Source organism: Chondromyces crocatus (genome assembly GCF_001189295.1).
GTDB lineage: Bacteria > Myxococcota_A > Polyangia > Polyangiales > Polyangiaceae > Chondromyces > Chondromyces crocatus.
In genome coordinates this window covers 6,559,099-6,579,908 of sequence record NZ_CP012159.1, presented here as the reverse complement: position 1 = coordinate 6,579,908, position 20,810 = coordinate 6,559,099, and the positions used below count along the sequence as shown (strand labels likewise).

Sequence of the window (20,810 nt, the reverse complement as noted above, 5' to 3'; positions counted from 1 at the left end):
GAGAGTCACATGCCCGAACCGGTCAACTTCCGTCAGCTCCTGGAACAGCAGTTCGTCAAGACGGAGAAGCTGAAGGCGCAGCTCAAGAAGCTCGAAGCGGCCCAGAGCGAGCCCATCGCCATCCTCGGCATGGGGTGTCGTTTCCCTGGCGGCGGGACGAACCCCGAGGCCTTCTGGCGCGCCCTGCGCGAGGGCGTCGACGGCATCCAGCGCATCCCCTCGGAGCGCTGGCGCACCGACGGTGGCACCGACGAACCCCCGGAGACGCTCTGGGGGGGCTTCCTCGGTGCGGTCGACGGTTTCGACCCCGCCTTCTTCGGCATCGCCCCGCGCGAGGCCGAGAGCCTCGATCCCCAGCAGCGCTTGCTCCTCGAGGTCACCTGGGAAGCGCTGGAGAACGCAGGGCAGGCGCCCGATCGCCTCGTCGGCAGCCGTACCGGCGTCTTCGTCGGCATCGCGACCACGGACTACCAGCGGCAGGTGCTCACCCGCGCCATGCCCGAGCTGGATGCCTACGCCTTGACCGGCAACCTCTCCAGCGTCGCCGCCGGACGCATCTCGTACGTGCTCGGCCTCCAGGGCCCCTGCGCGTCGATCGACACCGCCTGCTCGTCGTCGCTCGTCGCCGCGCACTTCGCTTGCCAGAGCTTGCGCAACCGCGAGTGCGAGCTGGCCATCGTCGGCGGCGCCAACCTGCTGCTCTCCCCGGTGATGATGCGCCTGCTCGCGAAGACCCAGGGCCTCTCGCCCGACGGCCGCTGCAAGGCCTTCGACGCCAGCGCCAACGGCTTCGTCCGCGGCGAGGGCTGCGGCGTCGTCGTGCTCAAGCGCCTCTCCGACGCCCTGCGCGACGGGGATCCCATCGTCGCCCTCATCCGCGGCTCGGCCGTCAACCAGGATGGCCGCAGCACCGGCCTCACGGCCCCCAATGTGCTCTCGCAGCAGGCGCTCCTCCGGCAAGCGCTGGAGAACGCCCGCGTCTCACCTGCCCAGATCGGCTACGTCGAGGCGCACGGGACCGGCACGGCGCTCGGAGATCCCATCGAGTTCGAGGCCCTGAAGGAGGTCCTCGGCGCGCCGCGCGTCGACGGGTCCACCTGCACCCTCGGCTCGGTCAAGACGAACATCGGCCACCTCGAAGCCGCGGCCGGCATCGCGGGGCTCATCAAGACCGTGCTCGCCCTTCAGCACGAGGTCATCCCGCGCCACCTGCACCTGCGCACGCTGAACCCCCGCATCTCGCTGGATGGCACCCCGTTCGCCCTGCCGCGCGAAGAGCGAACCTGGGCCGCGGGCAGCGCCCCCCGCATGGCCGGCGTCAGCTCGTTCGGGATCAGCGGCACCAACGCCCACCTCGTCCTCGAAGAGGCCCCGCGTCCCCCCGCAAACACCGACGCGCACGCCGCGCCCTCCGACGACGCTGCGAAGCGCCCCCTCGTCCTGCCCCTCTCCGCCCGCAGCCCGGAGGCCCTCACCGCCCTTGCGCGGGCCCATCAGCAGCACCTCGATGGCCTCGGCGACGACCCGCGGGCCCTCGAAGACCTCGTGTTCACCGCCGGCACCCGCCGCACCCACCACGAGCACCGACTCGCCGTCGTCGGACAGGATCGCGAAGCGATCGGCGCCGCGCTCCGCGCCTTCACCCAGGGTCAGGCCCACCCCGGGACGAGCAGCGCTCGGCTCACCTCCGAGGTGCGCCCCCGGGTCGCTTTCGTTTTCCCTGGCTACGGTGGCCAGAGGGTGGGCATGGGGCGGCAGCTCCTCGCCGAGGAGCCAGTCTTCGCCGAGGCCATCGCCGCGTGCGACGCTGCCCTTCGCGCCCACGTGGACTGGTCGGTCACCGCCCTGCTGCGCGGCGATCCCGATGCCCCCGCGCTCCAGCGGATCGACGTCGTGCAGCCCGCCTTGTTCGCCATCGCGATCGGCTTGAGCGCCCTGTGGCGGTCCTGGGGCGTCACGCCCGACGCCGTGGTCGGCCACAGCGTCGGCGAGGTGGCTGCGGCGCATGTCGCTGGGGTTCTCGGCCTGGAGGACGCGGCGCGCCTCGTCTGTCACAGGAGCCGCTTGCTGCACGAGATCAGCGGGCAGGGCGCCATGGGCGTCGTCGAGCTGACCGAGGAGGAAGCCACCGCGCGCCTCGCCGGACGCGAGCACCTGCTCTCGATCGCGGTGATCAACAGCCCGCGCTCGATCGGCATCGCTGGCGACCCCGCAGCGCTCGATGCCCTGCTCGCCACCCTGGAAGCCGAGGGCATCTTCTGCCGCCGGGTGAAGGTCGACGTCGCCGCGCACAGCCCGAAGGTCGATCCCCTGGTCCCGAGGCTCGTCGACGCGCTCGGGTCGCTGCGCCCCGAGCCCGCGCGGTGTCCCCTCTACTCCACGGTCACCGGGGCCCTGGAGGACGGGGGCCGCTTCGACGCCGCCTACTGGGGTCGTAACCTGCGAGAGCCCGTCCAGTTCGCGCGCGCCGTCCAGCGCTTGCACGACGACGGCATCACCCTCTTCGTCGAGCTGGGCCCCCACCCGGTGCTGCTCCCCGCCATCGAGTCCACGTTCCGTCGACCCGGGCAGGTCACCGTCGCCGCCAGCATGCGCCGCGAGCAACCCGAGCGCGCCACGCTGCTCGAAGCCGTCGGCACCCTCTACACCCGCGGTTATCCCATTGCGTGGGCCGCCATGAGCCCGGCGACGGCACGCTGCGCGAAGCTCCCGACCTATCCCTTCCAGCGCAGCCGCTACTGGATGGCGCCCGCTGCGAGCCACGCGGTCGTGGGGGCCCACCCGCTGCTCGGCGCCCGGCTCACCTCGTCGCTCCACCCCGGGACCCGCTTCTGGGAGACCTCCATCGGCCCGTCGGCGCTCGCGTACCTCGCCGATCACCAGGTGCAGGGCGCCGCGGTGCTCCCGGCTTCGGCCTACCTCGAGATGGCGGTGGCCGCCGCGTGGGACGCCCTCGGCGTGGAGACCCTCGCGCTGGAGCAGGTGTCCTTCCGCGAGGCCATGACCTTCCGCATCGGAGAGGACATCGCGGTGCAGACGGTGATCGAGCTGCACGGGCCGGGCGTGGCCTCGTTCCGCATCGCGAGCCGCGCGGGGGCCGAAGGGCGGCTGCACGACGTCCAGTGGACGGTGCACGCCACGGGACAGATCCGCTGGCAGCCCGAAGCCACGAGTACCCCCGTACTCGCGACCTTCGACCCCACGCCGAGCGCCGAGCCCCGGCGCCTCGCCGAGGCGCTCGCCGATGTGCGCGCTCGGTGCGCCACGGAGCTCGATCGCGCGGCCTACTACGAGGCGCTCGCCGACCGCGGCATCACCTACGGCCCCGCGTTCCAGGGTGTGCTCCGCGCCTGGAAGGGGGCAGGGGAGGCGCTCTGCCAGATCCGCCTGCCCGAGGACGTCGCCGCCCAGCGCGCTGCGTACCGCATCCATCCGGCGCTCCTCGACGCGAGCTTCCACGTCCTCATGGCGGCCATGGTCGAGGCCCGTGACGATGGTCGTCCGGCCATTCCCGTCGGCCTCCGCCGCTTGCAGATCCATCGCCGCCCCGACGGCGAGCTGTGGAGCCACGGCCGCATCCCTGAAGCGCGCGTCGAGGAGGGCCATTTCGAGGCCGATCTCGGCCTCCTCGGGGCGGACGGTCGGCTCCTCGTCGAGGTGGACGGCCTCCGCCTCCAGCGCCTCGATCCGCCGCCGGAAGCGGCCACGGACGACACCTCGCTGCTCACCACGACGTGGGAGCGCGAGCCGCTCGCTGCCCCCGCCGACGGTCCCATCGCGGCACGCGCGCCCCGGGGACGGTGGCTGATCCTCGGCGACGACGGTGGCCTCGCCGAGCCTCTGGCCGCAGCGCTCACGGCCCAGGGAGAGAGCGTCGTCCGCGCCGTCTCCTCGGCCTCTTCCTCGACCTCGCTGGAGGTCCACCGCGTCGAGATCGACGCTCCGGCCGCGTTCGACGCCCTCCTCCGGACAGCGTTCGCGGATGGGGTCCCGTGCGCAGGCATCCTCCACCTGTGGGCCCTCGAAGCGACGCCTGCGGAGCGGACCACGCTGGACTCCCTCGACCGGGACCAGCGCAGGATCTGCGGGAGCGCGCTCCACCTCGTCCAGGGCCTCACCCGGAGCAACCTCCGCACCCCGCCGCGGCTCTGGTTCGTCACGCGCGGCGCTCAGGCAGTCGATGCCAGCGGGCGTGCCGTCTCCGTGGCCCAGGCGCCGCTCTGGGGCCTCGCGCGCACCATCTGGCTGGAGCACAAGGAGCTGCCTTGTTCCCGCGTCGATCTCGATCCCGACGCCCCGCCCGACGAGGTGGACGCGCTCGTGCGCGAGCTGCTCTCCGGCGTCCGCGAGGACGAGCTCGCGCTACGGGCGACGGGACGCCACGTCGGCCGTCTCGGCCGCAGCGCCACCCTTGCGGCCTCCCCGGGCGACGCCGTGGACACGGCAGGTGACGTCGGTGTGGCGGGAGCGACCCTGGTGCGCGCCGACGCCACCTACCTCGTGACGGGCGGCCTCGGTGGCCTGGGCCTGTCCGTCGCGGCATGGCTCGTCGAGCGCGGCGCGCGCCATCTCGCCCTCCTCGGCCGGAACGGCGCGGCGACCGCCGCCCAGATCGAGGCCGTCCGCGCGCTCGAAGCGGCCGGCGCCGAGGTCCGGATCGCGGCCCTCGACGTCGCCGATCGCGCTCAGCTCGCCCAGCTCCTCGACGACCTCCAGCGCACCATGCCGCCGCTCCGGGGCGTGCTGCACGCAGCCGGCGTGATCGACGATGGCCTGCTCGCCGCCCAGGATCTCACCCGCTTCCACCGCGTCATGCAGCCCAAGATCGCGGGCTCCTGGAACCTGCACGAGCTGACCCGCAGCGCACCGCTCGACTTCTTCGTCCTGTACTCCTCGGCGGCGGCCCTGCTCGGCGCGCCTGGTCAAGGCAACTACGCCGCGGCGAACGCCTTCATGGACGCCCTGGCCCACCACCGGCGTGCCCTCGGCGCTCCCGCACTGAGCATCGCCTGGGGCATCTTCTCCGAGGCGGGCATCGCCGCGCGTGCTGGCACGGACAGCCGCCTTGCCCAGCAGGGCTTCGGCCACCTGACCCCCGCGGAGGGCGCATCCCTCCTGGGCCGACTGCTCGGCGGTGGTGCGGGCGCGCCAGGGGCCGCGGGCGAGGCGGCGCACCTCGGCGTCGCGCGCGTGAACCTCCGTCAGTGGGTCGCGTTCTACCCGCAGATCGCGAGCGCGCCGCGCCTCGCCCGCCTCGTCGGGCGCGCTGCCGTGAGGAAGCCTCCGACCGGCGACGAGGGCATCCTCGCGGCCATCCGGGCGCGCACGCCGGCGAAGCGACAGGCCCTCGTCGAGCAGCTCCTCTGCGAGCACGTCGCCCGCGTGGTGCGCGTCGACCCTGCGCGCATCCAGCCCGAGGCGCCCCTCAAGGGCCTCGGCATCGACTCGCTCATGGGTCTCGAGCTACGCAACCGGCTCGAGAGCATCCTCGGCATCACCCTCTCCGCCACCCTCGTCTGGACGTACCCGAGCATCGCCGCGCTCGCCGCGCACCTCCTGGAGAAGCTCGACCTCACCGCCGAGCCCACGCCCCTCCACGCCACGCCGGCGAAAGACCCCGCCGCGCGCGACGAGGAAGCTGCCACCGAAGAACGGATGGCCGCGCTCCAGGATCTCACCGACGACGAAAAGACGGCCTTGCTCGACGACAAACTCGCCGCCCTGGAGGCGCTCCTTCAATGAAGCCAAACGCCGGTCCATCGCCGCTCGATCGCGCCCTCGTCGCCCTCGAAAAGATGGAGGCCAAGCTCGCCGCCGCCGAGCGCGCGCGCTCCGAGCCCATCGCCATCGTCGGTCTCGCCTGCCGCTTCCCGGGTGGTGCCGAGGACCCCGAGGCCTACTGGCGCGTCCTCGAAGCGGGCACGGACGCCGTCCGCGAGATCCCGGCCGACCGCTGGCCGGAAGGGGTCATCCCTTCCGCGACGCCGGCCGCGCGCTGGGCGGGCCTGCTCGACACCATCGACGGCTTCGACCCCGAGCTGTTCGGCATCTCCCCGCGCGAGGCCATGGACCTCGACCCCCAGCAGCGCCTCTTGCTCGAGGTGAGCTGGGAGGCGCTGGAGCACGCCGGCGTGGCACCCGATCGCCTCGGCGGATCGAAGACGGGCGTCTTCGTGGGCATGATGACCCACGACTACCAGCACGTCGTCACCTCCTCGTGGGACGACATCGACGCTTACGCCACCACCGGCAACGGCCCTTGCTTCGCCGCTGGCCGCCTCTCGTACGTGCTCGGCCTCCAGGGGCCTTGCTTGATGCTCGACACCGCGTGCTCCTCGTCCCTCGTGGCCGTGCACCTCGCCTGCCAGAGCTTGCGCCTGGGCGAGAGCGACATGGCGCTCGCGGGCGGCGTCACCCTCCTGCTCTCGCCGCTCACCATGCACCTCGTCGCGCAGACCCAGGGCCTCTCCCCGGACGGCCGCTGCAAGGCCTTCGACGCCCAGGCCAACGGCTTCGTCCGCGGCGAAGGCTGCGGCATGGTCGCGCTCAAGCGCCTCTCCGATGCCCAGCGCGACGGCGATCGCATCTGGGCGGTGATCCGCGGCTCGGCCGTCAACCAGGACGGCCGCAGCACCGGCCTCACCACCCCCAACGTCCTCTCCCAGCAGGCTCTCCTCCGCGAGGCCCACCGCAACGCCCGCGTCACGCCCGCCCAGATCGCCTACGTCGAGACCCACGGTACGGGCACCCCCCTCGGCGATCCCATCGAGTTCGAGGCCCTCGAAAAGGTCCTCGGCGCTCCGCGCCAGGACGGCACCCCGTGCATCCTCGGCGCCGTGAAGACCAACCTCGGCCACACCGAGGCGGCCGCGGGCATCGCCGGGCTGCTCAAGGTCGTGCTTTCTCTGCACCACCAGGCCATCCCGCGGAACCTCCACTTCGACACGCTCAACCCGCGCATCTCCCTCGAAGGCACCCCCTTCGTGCTCCCGCACGAGACGCGCCCCTGGCCTGCCGGGGGGTCGCCCCGCATCGCCGGTGTCAGCTCCTTCGGCATGAGCGGCACCAACGCTCACCTCATCGTCGAGGAGGCGCCGCTACCGCGAGCCCCGACGCGAGCCCCGACCCCTGCGCCCGCCGTCGCCATGTCCCCCGCTGCGGCAGCGTCGTCCGCTGCGGCAGCGTCGACCCCGGCGCCCGAGCGCCCCGCGCACCTCCTCCTGCTCTCCGGCCGCACCCAGGACGCCTTGCGCGCCCAGGCCGCGCGCTTCGCCGCCCACCTCGCGCGCCACCCCGACACCCCGCTCGGCGATCTCATCTTCACCGCGAGCACGGGCCGCGCCCACTTCGACCACCGCCTCGCCGTCATCGGCGGTACCTCGGCCGAGCTCCAGCGCGCGCTCGACGCCTGCGCCCGCGGCGAGACGCCGCCCGGCAGCGTGCAAGGCCTCGTCGAGCCCGCCCTGGGCCGCGCGCCCATCGCCTTCCTGTTCACGGGTCAGGGCGCCCAGTACGTCGGCATGGCGCGGTCTCTCTTCGAGACCCAGCCCGTCTTCCGCGACGCCCTCCTCCAGTGCGACGCCCTCCTGCGCCCGCAGCTCGATCGCGCGCTCCTCTCGGTCCTCTACCCCGACGAGGGCCACACCTCGCCCCTCGACGACACCGCCTTCACCCAGCCCGCGCTCTTCGCCGTGGCGTTCGCGCTCGCGGCGCTCTGGAAGTCCTGGGGCATCACGCCCGACTACGTGCTCGGTCACAGCGTCGGCGAGCTGGCCGCGGCGTGTGTCGCCGGCGCGTACAGTCTCGACGACGGCCTCCGCCTCAGCGTCGAGCGGGGCCGCTTGATGCAGGCCTTGCCCCGCGACGGCGCCATGGCCGTCCTCCGCACCGATCTCGCCACCGCGAAGGCGGCCATCGAGCCCCACCTCGCGCGCGTCTCCATCGCCGCCATCAACGGCCCCACCAACGTCGTCGTCTCCGGCGCGCGCCACGAGGTGGAGGCCGTCTGCGACGCGCTCCGCGCCCAGGGAGTCGAAGCCCGCGCGCTGACCGTCTCCCACGCCTTCCACTCGCCCCTCATGGAGCCCATCCTCGCCCCGCTCGGCGAGTTCGCCGTCGAGGTTCCGCCTTCGCCGCCGAGCATCGGCCTCGTCTCCAACGTCACGGGTGCCCTCGCCGGCGACGACTTCGGCTCCCCGGTGTACTGGCAGCAGCACGCCCGCCAGCCCGTGCGGTTCGAGGAGGGCATCGCGACCTTGCGCGCCGCCGGGTGTCGCATCTTCCTCGAGATCGGCCCGCACCCCACCCTCGTCGCCATGGGCTCCGCGTGCGGCGTCGAACCGGGGGACCTGTGGCTCCCCTCCCTGCGGAAGGGACACGACGACTGGCGGGTGCTCCTGGAGAGCCTCTCGCGCCTCCACGTGAGCGGCGTCAAGGTCGACTGGCGCGCCTTCGACGCCCCGTACCCGCGCAAGCGCGTGCCGCTCCCGACCTACCCGTTCCAGCGCCAGCGCTACTGGTCGCGCGCGGCGAAGCCCTGGCACGAGATCGCCGCCAGCGCCGCGACGACCCCGCGAACGACCCGCGCGACCGGGGCGCCCGGCCCGACCGGCGTGGCCTTCGACATCGCCGCGTCCACGCGCGGTGTGGTCGACACGTCGCCGGGGGTCGCGGCCAGCGCCACCCCCCCGACCTTCACGGCCCCCACCACCGCCGTGCTCGATCTGATCCAGCGCGGAGAGGTCCCGGCGCTCGCCGCGCACGTCACCCGAGGCGTGAAGTTCTCCGCCGAGGAGGAGCGCTTGCTCCCTCGCGTCCTCGACCAGCTCGTCGCCGAGCACCGCAAGCAAGCAGCGATCGAGGCCGTCCAGCCGTGGCTCTACGAACTCTCCTGGCAGCCCCGCCCGCGCACGGCGCACGCCGCCGACGACCCCCCGGCCTCGCGCGGGTCGAGCGCCTGGCTCCTCCTCGCTGCGCGCGGGCAGGGCAGTGGCGACGACGCGGACGGTGACACCGCAGAGGCGCTCGCACGGGAACTCCGCGAACGTGGCGAGCGCTGCGTCCTCGTCCACCCGGGCCCGACCTGGGAGCCCCTCGGCGAGCACGCCTTCCAGCTCGATCCGCGCGCGCCGGAGCACTTCGATGCCCTCGTCGACGCGCTTCGCAAGGACGGCGTGCGCACCCTGACCCGCGTCGTCCACCTGCTCTGTGTGGACGCACCGGCCACGTACGCCCTCACCCACGACGCCCTCGTGACGGCGCAGCACGACGCATGCTCATCGGCGCTCCACCTCCTCCAGGCCCTCGCGAAGAGCGCGCTGCTCGACGGCGCCCGCACCTGGATCGTCACCCGCAACGCCGTCGCCGCAGGTGCCACGCCGTCGCCCCTCGCGCTCACCGCCGCGCCGCTCTGGGGTCTCGGCCGGGTCGTCGCCCTGGAGCTGCCCGAAGCCTGGGGAGGCCTCCTGGATCTCCCGCCCGCGGGGAGGGCAGGGGACGACGCCGCCGCGATCCTCGCCGAGATCGCCACCGGCAACGCCGACGACCAGATCGTGCTGCGCGACGGCATCCGTTACGTCGGCCGGCTCGTGCCCGCCCAGCGCGCGACCGCGCCGAGCGCCCCGCTGCACGCGAACGCCACCTACCTCATCACCGGCGGCCTCGGCGCGCTCGGCCTGCACGTCGCTCGCTGGATGATCGCGCAGGGCGCCCGCCACCTCGCCCTCGTCAGCCGCCGCGGTCCGGACGATCCGGCCGCGCGCGCCGCGCTCGCGTCCCTCGCCGACGCTGGCGCCGAGGCGCGCCTCTTCCAGGCCGACGTCGCCGATCCAGAAGCCGCCGCGGCCCTCATGGCCGACCTCGACGCCACCATGCCCCCCCTCCGCGGCGTCGTGCATGCCGCTGGCATCGTGGAGGACGGCGTGATCCAGCGCCTCGGCTGGACCTCCTTCGCGCGCGTGCTCGCGCCCAAGGTCTCGGGCGCGTTCAACCTGCACACCCTCACGGCCGGCAAGCCGCTCGACCTCTTCGTCCTGTTCTCCTCGGCCGCGTCCATGCTCGGCGCGCCAGGGCAGGGCAGCTACGCTGCGGCCAACGCCTTCCTCGACGCCCTCGCGCACCACCGCCGCGCCCTCGGCCTCCCTGCGCTCAGCATCGACTGGGGCCCCTGGGCCGAAGCCGGCATGGCCGCGAAGCTCGAGCTGCGCCTCCGCGAGCGCCTCCAGGATCGAGGCCTCGGCGTCATCGGCTTCGAGCAGGGCCTCGTCGCCCTGGAGCGCCTCCTCGCCCACGGGACGCCGCAGGCCGCCGTGCTGCCCATCGCCTGGGACACCTGGCTCGCGCAGGCCGACGGACAGCCCTCGCTGCTCCGCGACATCCTCCCGCGGACCTCGCTCACCACGCCGCGGAACCCCTCCGCGCGTGCGGGCCTGGTCCGGAAGCTCGGCGCCGCCACGCCCACCGAGCGCCAGAGCCTCCTCCTCGACCACGTGGCCACCGAGGTCGCCACCGTGCTCGGCCGCGATCCGACGCAACCTCTCGATCCGAACCGCGGCTTCGCCGATCTCGGCATGGACTCGCTCATGGCCGTCGAACTGAAGAACCGCCTCCAGGCCAGCCTGGAGCGCCCCCTCTCGCCCACCCTGATCTTCAACCACCCGAGCGTCACCCAGCTCGCCGATCACCTCGTCGAGCTGTTCGCCGACAGCGCGCCGCCCTCGACCCGGCGCGCTGGCGCCCCGATCTCGACGCACACCCTCCCGCCGTCGTACACCTTGCCGCCCGCGTCCATGCGCTCGCTGGTGCCCCCCTCGCAGACGCTGCCGCCCGCGTCCATGCGCTCGCTGGTGCCCCCCTCGCAGACGCTGCCGCCAGCGTCCATGCGCTCGCTGGTGCCCTCCTCGCAGACGCTGCCGCCCGCGTCCATGCGCTCGCTGGTCCCGCCGTCGACGCGGGGCTTGCCGCCCGCCTCGGCGCGGGCCTCGGGGCCGCTCTCGACCCGCACATGGGCTTTGCGCCCGGAGCCGTCCCCCGACGACGTCGACCGGGTCGCGCAGCTCTCCGACGACGAGGTGGCCGGCGTCATCTCGGAGAAATTCGTCTCCCGGTTCCGACCGCAATCCTGAGCTTCCAACCCCGAGCCGCGACATGACGCAAATCTCGCCGATCCAGCAGGCCCTCCTGCTGATCCAGGATCTCGAAGCCCGACTCTGCGCGTCCGAGGAGGAGAAGAGCGAACCGCTCGCCATCGTCGGCATGGGCTGCCGTTTTCCGGGCGGCTGTGACACCCCGGCGCGCTTCTGGGAGCTGCTCGTGCGCGGCACCGACGCGATCCGCGAGGTGCCCCGCGATCGCTGGGACCACGACGCCGTCTACGATCCGGACCCGAACGCCGTGGGCAAGACCTACACGCGGCACGGCGGGTTCCTGGATGCCGTCGATGGGTTCGACCCGGCGTTCTTCGGCATCTCGCCGCGCGAGGCGGAGCGCATGGACCCGCAGCAGCGCCTGCTCCTCGAGGTGAGCTGGGAGGCGCTGGAGAACGCCGGCCTCACCCCGGCGGCGCTCCCGCGCGGGCGCACCGGCGTCTTCGTCGGCATCAGCCAGGGCGACTACGGCCAGGTCACCCTGACCTCCGAGCGCATGGAGCTGATGGACGTGTACGACGGCACCGGGCGAGGGGCCTCGTTCGCCGCAGGCCGCCTCTCGTACGTGCTCGGGCTGCAAGGGCCCAGCATGTCCATCGACACCGCCTGCTCCTCGTCGCTGGTCGCCGCGCACCTCGCCTGCCAGAGCCTCCGCGCCCGCGAGTGCGACGTGGCCCTCGTCGGTGGCGTCCACGTGATGACCTCCCCGGCCACCACCGTGTTCCTGGCCAGGACCCGTGCGCTGTCGCCCGACGGCCGCTGCAAGACCTTCGACGCCAGCGCCAACGGCTACGCCCGCGGCGAGGGCTGCGGCGTCCTGGTTCTCAAGCGCCTCTCCTCCGCGCTCGCCGAGGGCGACACCATCCTCGCCCTTCTCCGCGGCTCGGCCGTCAACCACGACGGCCCGAGCAGCGGGCTCACGGTCCCGAACGGCAACGCCCAGCAAGCGCTGCTCCGCACCGCCTTCGACAACGCCGGCATCTCGCCCGCGGAGCTGAGCTACGTCGAGGCGCACGGCACCGGCACCCCGCTCGGCGATCCCATCGAGCTGGAAGCGCTCGGACGGGTGCTCGGCGACCGCACTGGCGCCGCGCCACTCCTCGTCGGATCGGTCAAGACCAACATCGGCCACCTGGAACCCGCGGCGGGCATCGCCGGCCTCATGAAGGTCGTGCTCGCCCTCCAGCACCGGACCATCCCGGCCCACCTGCACTTCACGAAGCCGAACCCGCACGTGGCCTGGGAGGCGCTCGCCTTGCGGGTGCCCACCGAGGCTTGCCCGTGGCCGTCCGACGATGGACCGCGCGTCGCCGGCGTCAGCGCCTTCGGCCTGAGCGGCACGAACGCCCACGTGATCGTCGAGGAGGCCCCCCGCCCGTACGAGCCCACGCCCGTCATGGTCCCGGCGTCGCTTCCCGCCGAGCGGCCGGCACATCTCTTCACGCTCTCGGCGCGCAGCGCGGAGGCGCTCCGGACGCAAGCCGGGCGGCTCGAAAGGCACCTCGACACCGATCCCGAAGCGTCGCTCGCCGACGTCTGTCACACCGTGGCCAGCGGGCGCACCCACCTCACCCACCGCCTGGCGTTCGTCGCCCGCACGCGCGACGAGCTCCAGCAGACGCTGCGCACCTTCGCGGCGCTGCCCATCTCCGTGGCGAGCGCCCCGGCGCGCGCGACGATCCCGCCCGCCGGCTTGCCCGCGGGCTGCCTCCTCGGCGCGGCGGATCCCACCGCCCGGCGGCCGAAGATCGCCTTTCTGTTCACCGGCCAGGGCGCCCAGTACGTGGGCATGGGCGCGGCGCTCTACGACACGCAGCCCGTCTTCCGGGCCGCCCTCGACGCCTGCGACGCCATCTACCACGCGCTCACCGCGCGCTCGATCCAGCCCATCCTCTTCGGCGGGGCGGACGGCGTCACCATCGACGACACCGTGTACACCCAGCCGGCCCTCTTCGCCCTGGAGTACGCCCTCGCCATGCTGTGGCGCTCGTGGGGCGTCGTCCCCGACGCCGTGCTCGGTCACAGCGTGGGGGAGTATGCCGCCGCCTGCGTGGCCGGCGTGTTCTCGGTCGAGGACGGCATGCGCCTCCTCGTCGAGCGCGGCCAGCGCATGAGCGCCTTGCCCGGCGACGGCGCCATGGCCTCGGTCCGCGCCGACGTCGCCACCGTGCGCGCGGCGATGCTCCCGTACGCCGATCGCCTCTCCATCGCCGCGCAGAACGGCCCCGAGAGCGTCGTCCTCTCGGGCGCGCGGGACGCCGTCGAGGCCGCGTGCGCCACCTTGCGCGAGCGCGGCGCCGAGGTGAAGCCGCTGCGCGTCTCGCACGCCTTTCACTCGCACCTCATGGAGCCCATGCTCGACGCCTTCGAGCGGATCGTCGAGGAGGCGCGCCTCACTGCGCCGAACGTTCCCCTCGCGTCCAACGTGACCGGCGCGATCGCTGGCGACGAGATCGCCCAGCCCGCGTACTGGCGCGAGCACATCCGTCAGCCGGTGCGCTTCGCCGAGGGCGTCGCCGCCCTGGCCGCCCGCGGGTGCGAGATCTTCGTCGAGATCGGACCGCACCCCACGCTGCTCGGGATGGCCATGGAGTGCGCGCCTCAGGGCGCCTCCCTCTGGCTGCCCTCGCTGCGCCGCGGGCGCGACGACTGGGAGATCTTGCTGGAGAGCCTCGGCAAGCTCCACGTGCGCGGCGTGGCCGTCGATTTCCGCGGCTTCGACATGCCGTACGTGCGAAAGCGCCTCCCGCTCCCGACCTACCCCTTCGAGCGCAAGCGCTGCTGGCTGGAGCTCCCGCCCCTCGACCCGCTGGCGCAGCTCGCCTCGTCCACCTCGCGCGCCCACCCGCTGCTCGGGCGCCGGCTCCCCAGCCCGGGGCGTGAGGTGCAGTTCGTCTCGTCGGTGAGCCCGGCGCTCACACCCTACCTCGACGACCACCGCATCTACGGCGACGTCGTGGTCCCGGGCGCGTACCACCTGGCGCTCCTGCTCTGCGCGGGCGACACCCTGTTCGGGCAGAGCGGCTGCGTGCTCGACGATGTCGTCTTCCCGCAAGCGCTCGTCGTGCCCGACGCCGTCCGCCTCCACCTCGCCCTCGACGGCGTGGACCCGAGCGGCGCCCCCTTCCAGGTCGCCAGCCAGACCGCCGAGGACGAGACGGAACCCACCTGGCGCCGCCACGCCTCGGGCGTGCTCCGCGCGCCGTCTCCCCCGAGCGCGGCGCCTGGTGACGCGCCCCCCGCGCTCGATGCCGTGCGCGCCCGCTGCACCCGCGAGGTCTCTCCCGAGACCATCTACGAGACCCTCTGGCCCCTCGGCGTCCAGCTCGGCGAGGCCTTCCGCGGCGTGCACATCCTCCACGGCGGCGACGGCGAGGCCCTGGCCGAGCTGCGCGCCCCGTCCGCGCTCGGCGAAGACCTCGGCCTCCTCCACCCCGTGCTCATCGACGCCTGCTTCCAGATGGTCGCCGGCGCGCTGCCCTCGCTCGACGCCGACGCCGCCTTCATCCCGCTCGCCCTGGAGCGCCTGCGCTTCCACGGCCGCACGGAAGCAGGCCCCCTGTTCAGCCACGCCGTGCTCCGCGCCCGCCCCGAGGCGAACACCAAGATCACCGAGGTCCAGGAAGTCGACCTGCGCGTGTTCGAGGCGAGCGGTCGCGTGATCGCCGAGATCGAAGGGCTGCGGCTCAAGCGCGCCACCCGTGAGGACTTCGCCGCCACCGGCGCCTCTCGCTGGTCGGGCTGGCTCTACGAGCCCGTGTGGCGCCCCGAGCCGCTCGTCGCGGCCCCCACCGGGTCCACCGGCCCTCGCACGTGGCTCCTCGTCGAGGACCAGCAAGGCCTCGCGGCGCCGCTCGCCGCCGCCCTCGAAGCGCGTGGCGACACCTGCGCGCGCGTCGCCAGCGGTGAGACCTTCGCGCGCACGGCCCCTCACCACTACACCGCCCCCCTCGCGCAGCCCGAGGCCATGGACGGGCTCCTCGACGCGATCGAGCGCGATCTCCCGCAGCCGCTGCACGGCGTCGTGTACCTCCGAGGCGTCGACGCCCAGCTCGACGCGCCCGCGCCCGACACCGCGCTCGCCACCGACGCCTCACGCGCCACCACTGCGGCGCCGCTCCCCCTCGACGTCCTCGCCGGCGCCCTCCACGTCGCCCAGGCGCTGGCCCGACGAGAGCGCCCTGCGACGCCCCACCTCTGGCTCGTCACCTGCGGCGCCCAGCGCCTCGGCGACGCCACCGCCCCCGTCGCCGTCGCGCAAGCGCCCCTCTGGGGCCTCGGACGCACCCTCGCCCTGGAGCACCCCGAGCTTTCCTGCAAGCTCGTCGACCTCGCGCCGCCCTCTGCCGCCGCGGACGCCCCGCGCGCCTCCAGCGCTTCGAGCGCCTCCAGCGCTTCACGCACGAAGGACGCGCTCGTGAGCGCCCTCGCGCAGGAGCTGCTCACCGACGGCCCCGACGAAGAGATCGCCCTCCGCGAGGGCACCCGCCACGTCGGCCGCCTCGCCCAGCGCCCGCTTTCGCGCCGTGGCGCCGCCAAGCCCGACGCGACGCCGATCCGCAACGACGGCACCTACCTCATCACCGGCGGCCTCGGCGGCCTCGGCCTCTCGGCGGCCGCCTGGCTCGTCGGGCGCGGCGCGCGCCACCTCGTGCTCGTCGGGCGCAAGGGCGCCACCACCCCGGCGCAGATCGACGCCTTGCGCGCCCTGCGCGAAGCCGGCGCCCACGTGGTCACCGCCCAGGCCGACGTCGCCAGCCGCGCACAGGTCGCCGCCATGCTCGACACCGCCGCGGTCGCCATGCCCCCCTTGCGCGGCGTCCTCCACGCCGCCGGCGTGCTCGACGACGGCACCCTCCTCACCCAGCGAAGGGAACGCCTCCAGCGTGTCTTCGAGCCCAAGGCCGACGGCGCCTGGCACCTGCACACCCTCACCCGGCACCTCCCGCTCGACTTCTTCGTCCTCTACGCCTCGGCCGCGTCCCTCGTCGGCTCGGCGGGCCAGAGCAACTACGCCGCCGCCAACGCCTTCCTCGACGCCCTCGCGCACCACCGCCGCGCCCTCGGCCTCCCGGCCGTCAGCATCGACTGGAGCGCCTTCGCCGAGGTCGGCATGGCCGCGGACCTCACCCGCCGCGACACCGCCAGCGCCCGCAACGCGCACGCCGGCCTGCGCCTCATCCAGCCCGACGAAGGCACCGCCATCCTCGGCGCGCTGCTCGACGCTGGCGCCACCTCGCCCGCACAGATCGGCGTCATCCCGCTCGAAGGCGGCCAGTGGTCGAGGCACCCCCGCGCCGCCACCTCCACCCGCCTCGCCGAGCTGGTCCGCGGCGGCCCTCGCGCGCAGAAGGCCGCACCCGCCGTCTCCATCGACGCCGCCTTGAGCGCCGCGCCCGAAGAGGCCCGCGCCGCCATGATCGAGCGCGTCGTCGTCGAACAGATCGCCAGCGTCGCCCGCCTCGACCCCGCGCAGATCGAGCGCGAGACGGCGCTGACCAGCATCGGCCTCGACTCGCTCATGGGCCTCGAACTGCGCACCCGCCTCGAAGCTGCGCTCACCGTCCGCCTCGCCTCCACCCTCGTGTGGAAGCACCCGACCGTCGCCGCCCTCGCGGCGCACCTCCACACCGAGTGGGAGCAGGCGCACCTCGCGCGCATACTCGCACCGACCGCGAACCCCACGGGCGGATCGAACACCTCCGGCACCGACGGCGATCCTTCGGGCGCCGCGGTCGAAGAGGACGACGACATGGTGGAAATCGAGCTATGAGCCTCGACGGGACGCGCGCCGCGACCTTCGCTGTACCCCACGGACCCGAGGCCCCGAGCCGACCGAGGACGACGGCTCCCAAGGCCTCACCCTGACCCAGGACGACCCATGCTCTACCTCTCCGAACGCGACCTCCACACCCTCGGCATCGACTGGAACGAGACCATCTCCTCCATCGACCACGCCGTCCGTTGCCTCGATCGCGGCGACTTCGCGCAGCCCATCAAGCCGTACCTCCGCTACCGCAACCCCGTGAACCGCATCATCGCCATGCCGGCCTTCCTCGGCGGCGACGTCAACGCGGCGGGCATCAAGTGGATCGCGAGCTTCCCTGGCAACCTCGACCGCCAGATCCCGCGCGCGCACAGCGTCGTCGTCGTCAACGACGCCGACACCGGCGCGCCCATCTGCATCGTCAACGGTGCCCTGCTCAGCGTCATCCGCACCGCCTCGGTCAGCGGACTCCTCCTCCGCCTCTTCGACCAGCTCCGCACCCCCGACGAGGTCAAGGTCGGCATCACCGGCTTCGGCCCCATCGGCCGCTACCACCTCGCCATGTGCCAGGAGCTGCTCGGCGCCCGCCTGCGCAAGGTCTCCATCTACGACCCCCGCTCCATCGACCTCCACGCCGAAGGCCAGCTCCCCGAGCACGTCGGCCTCGTCCGCTCCTGGCAGGAGGCCTACGACGACGCCGACGTCTTCATCACCTGCACCGTCTCTTCGGCGCCCTACATCGATCGCCCCGCCAAGCCGGGCTCCCTCCAGCTCAACGTCTCGCTCCGCGACTACACCGTCCACGTCTTCGACCAGATGAAGGACGCCATGATCGTCGACGACTGGGACGAGGTGAACCGCGAGGCGACCGACATCGAGGTGTTCCACAAGGAGAAGGGCCTCACCAAGGAGGGCACGAAGAGCATCGTCGACGTCGTCTGCCACGGCGCCCTCGCCGGCTTCGCGCCCGCCCAGCCCATCCTGTTCAACCCCATGGGCATGGCCGTCTTCGACATCGCCATCGCCCGCCACTTCCACGACAAGGCCCGCGCCCAGGGCGTCGGCACCACGCTCGACTAGGACCCCTCGTGCCCCTCGGCGCCTTCCGCTTCCTCGACGTCCCCTCGCACCGAGACCCGCGCGGCCTCCTGGGCTTCGTCGAGGGGTCACGCGACATCCCGTTCGCCATCCGCCGCGTCTACTACATCTGCCAGGTCCCCCCTGGCACCGAGCGCGGCGGCCACGCCCATCGACGACTGGAGCAGCTCTTCATCCCGCTCGCGGGCTCCTTCCGCATGCGCCTCGACGACGGCGAGACCCAGCACGACCTCCTCCTGGACTCGCCCACCCGCGCGCTCCACCTCTCGCCCATCCTCTGGCGCGAGCTGTACGACTTCTCCCCGGGCGCCGCGTGCCTGATCCTCGCCTCGGAACCCTACGACGAGGCCGAGTACATCCGCGATCACGAAACCTTCCTCGCCGCGACCCGGGCATCGCGATGAGCACGTCGCGCAGCCCGGTCCCTCACGCTGCCTGCCGGATGAAGGCGCAGCGCCGCCCGAACGCTCTGGAGACAATGCGATGAAGGTCCCGTTCCTGGAGTTGCGCCCCGCCCACGACGAGCTGCGCGCCGAGCTCGACGCCGCCTACACCCGCGTCGCCGAGGGCGGCTGGTACGTGCTCGGCGCCGAGGTCGAGGCCTTCGAGCAAGAGTTCGCCGCCTACTGCGGCGCCACGCACGGCATCGGCGTCAGCAACGGCCTCGACGCCCTCGTGCTCCTCCTGCGCGCCCTCGACATCGGCCCTGGCGCCGAGGTCATCGTCCCCGCGAACACCTTCATCGCCACCTGGCTCGGCGTCACCCACGCGGGCGCGACCCCGGTCCCCGTCGAGCCGGACGAACGCACGCACAACCTCGACCCTGCGCGCCTCGCCGCCGCGATCACCCCGAAGACCCGCGCCATCCTGCCCGTGCACCTCTACGGCCAGCCCGCGGACATGGACCCGATCCTCGATCTCGCCGCCCGCCACGGCCTCCTGGTCATCGAGGACGCCGCGCAAGCCCAGGGCGCGCGCTACCGCGGCCGGCGCACCGGGAGCCTCGGCCTCGCCGCCGGCTTCAGCTTCTACCCGGGCAAGAACCTCGGCGCCCTCGGCGACGCCGGCGGCGTGGTCACGAGCGACGCCGACCTCGCCGATCGCCTGCGCACCCTGCGCAACTACGGCTCGCGCGTGAAGTACCACAGCGACGTGATCGGCATGAACGCCCGCCTCGACGAGCTGCAAGCCGCCTTCCTGCGCGTGAAGCTCGCCTACCTGGACACCTGGAACGCGCGCCGCGCCCGGATCGCCCAGCGCTACCTGGAGGCGCTGCGCGACGTTCCCGGCCTCGTCTTGCCGCACGTCCCTGCGTGGGCCGAGCCGGTCTGGCACCTCTTCGTGATCCGCTCGACCCGCCGTGACGCGCTCCAGGCGCACCTCCAGCGCGAGGGCGTCGGCACGCAGATCCACTATCCCGTCCCCCCGCACCGCGCTGGCGCCTACGCCGATCTCGCAGGCCTCCCCCCGCTCCCGCTCACCGAGCGTCTAGCGGCCGAAGTGCTGAGCCTCCCGATGGGGCCGCACCTCGCCGACGACGCCGTGGAGCACGTCATCCAGGCGATCCATCGCTTCGCTTGAGCGCGCCTGCGTGGGAAAAGTCTGCGCTTCGGGCGGAAAGCCGTCACGCGCAGCCGGTCGTCACCGTCCGCCACGCTTTTCCCGAGCGGCCAGACGTCACCGTCGCCGGCTCCCAGCGACCCATCGTGCCAGCCGACACACCACCAACACGTGTTGATAGCCGTCGGACAGTCCTCTACGCTCTGGAGACCCCGTCCCGAGACCCCTCAGCGACCTCGAAAATGCCGAGAAACAGGCAGCGCGCGTCTCGCGGCCATTCGTCGATGACCATGCTGGAAGGAAATAGACCCCTCGGAGACCGCAATGGCTGAACCGGCGAAGAAACTACCGGCTGTTGCCACGTACGCCGATCTCGAGGCTGTACCTCCGCACATGGTTGGGGAGATCATCGCGGGCACCCTCTTCATGTCGCCGCGCCCCGCCACGCCACACGTGAGTGTCTCCTCGACGTTGGGGATGATGCTGGGCTCCCCGTTCCGGCTCGGGATGGGTGGTCCGGGGGGATGGTGGATTTTCGACGAGCCAGAGCTGCATCTGGACAGCGATGTGCTGGTGCCCGACCTGGCCGGCTGGCGTCGGGAGCGGATGCCCACCCGACCCAGCACGGCGGCGATCTCCCTCGCTCCGGACTGGATCTGCGAGGTGCTCTCCCCGAGCACGGCGACCGACGACCGCTTCGACAAACTCCCGATCTACGCCCGCGAAGGCGTGACCTGGGTCTGGCTGGTCGACCCCATCAAGCGCACGCTGGAGGTCCAGCACCTGGGCCCTCGGAAGCGATGGGAGACCGAGCTGCTGGTCAAAGGCGATGTGGTCGTGCGGGCCGCGCCCTTCGATGCCATCGAGCTGCCGCTCTCGATCCTCTGGGACGAGAAGCTCCCTGCACCTCGCGGCCACGAAGGCTGAGGCGGCACAGGCTCACCCGACCCAGGCAAAGTCGCGGACGGCACCGAGCCGTGCCCACACGGGTGCCATGAGCGCGGGGCGACGAGAGCGGTCGTGACGCTGACAGACGCACCTGCCGCTCGCTGATCCACCTGCTGGACGGAAGACCTGTGGGCTTCCCTCCGAACGGACGACCCTCCAGCCGACCGGACGGTCATCCCGTCGGAATCGGCGTCACCCGTTCCTCGTCGGGTGCGCCTGTCAGGCATCCTGGGATGCGATCCGAACCGTTCGTGGCGGAATGGATGTGTCCATCTGCCCTACGGACATCTCGC

The 20,810-nt window shown here is 72.9% G+C and carries 7 protein-coding genes; all 7 read left to right on the top strand.

The annotated features are described in order from the left end of the window. Nucleotides 1–9 precede the first annotated feature (9 nt). The 7 genes from CMC5_RS23940 (at nt 10) to CMC5_RS23910 (ending at nt 20,496) form a co-directional block, all read left to right on the top strand. On the top strand, nt 10–5,742 hold the full coding sequence (locus tag CMC5_RS23940; protein WP_063796633.1) for a type I polyketide synthase: 5,733 nt from the start codon (nt 10–12) through the stop codon (nt 5,740–5,742). Then, complete coding sequence (locus tag CMC5_RS23935; protein ID WP_050432596.1) at nt 5,739–11,123, top strand: type I polyketide synthase; 5,385 nt, start codon at nt 5,739–5,741, stop codon at nt 11,121–11,123. Before CMC5_RS23940 ends, CMC5_RS23935 begins: the two co-directional genes overlap by 4 nt. A 22-nt stretch (nt 11,124–11,145) precedes the next feature. Next, entirely contained in the window at nt 11,146–16,917 is a 5,772-nt protein-coding gene (locus tag CMC5_RS23930) for a type I polyketide synthase (RefSeq protein WP_050432595.1), read from the top strand. A gap of 108 nt (nt 16,918–17,025) precedes the next feature. Continuing rightward, nucleotides 17,026–17,991: an ornithine cyclodeaminase gene (locus CMC5_RS23925; protein ID WP_050432594.1), complete on the top strand. Its 966-nt coding sequence runs from the start codon at nt 17,026–17,028 to the stop codon at nt 17,989–17,991. A gap of 8 nt (nt 17,992–17,999) precedes the next feature. Further along, on the top strand, nt 18,000–18,413 hold the full coding sequence (locus tag CMC5_RS23920; RefSeq protein ID WP_050432593.1) for a sugar 3,4-ketoisomerase: 414 nt from the start codon (nt 18,000–18,002) through the stop codon (nt 18,411–18,413). 79 nt (nt 18,414–18,492) lie between these two features. After that, the gene (locus tag CMC5_RS23915) at nt 18,493–19,590 is read left to right on the top strand and encodes a DegT/DnrJ/EryC1/StrS family aminotransferase (RefSeq protein WP_050432592.1); all 1,098 of its coding nucleotides are present in this window, start codon (nt 18,493–18,495) and stop codon (nt 19,588–19,590) included. 372 nt (nt 19,591–19,962) lie between these two features. Continuing rightward, a complete protein-coding gene (locus CMC5_RS23910) occupies nt 19,963–20,496 on the top strand; it encodes a Uma2 family endonuclease (RefSeq protein ID WP_342673899.1) in 534 nt (177 codons plus the stop codon). Nucleotides 20,497–20,810: the final 314 nt, after the last annotated feature.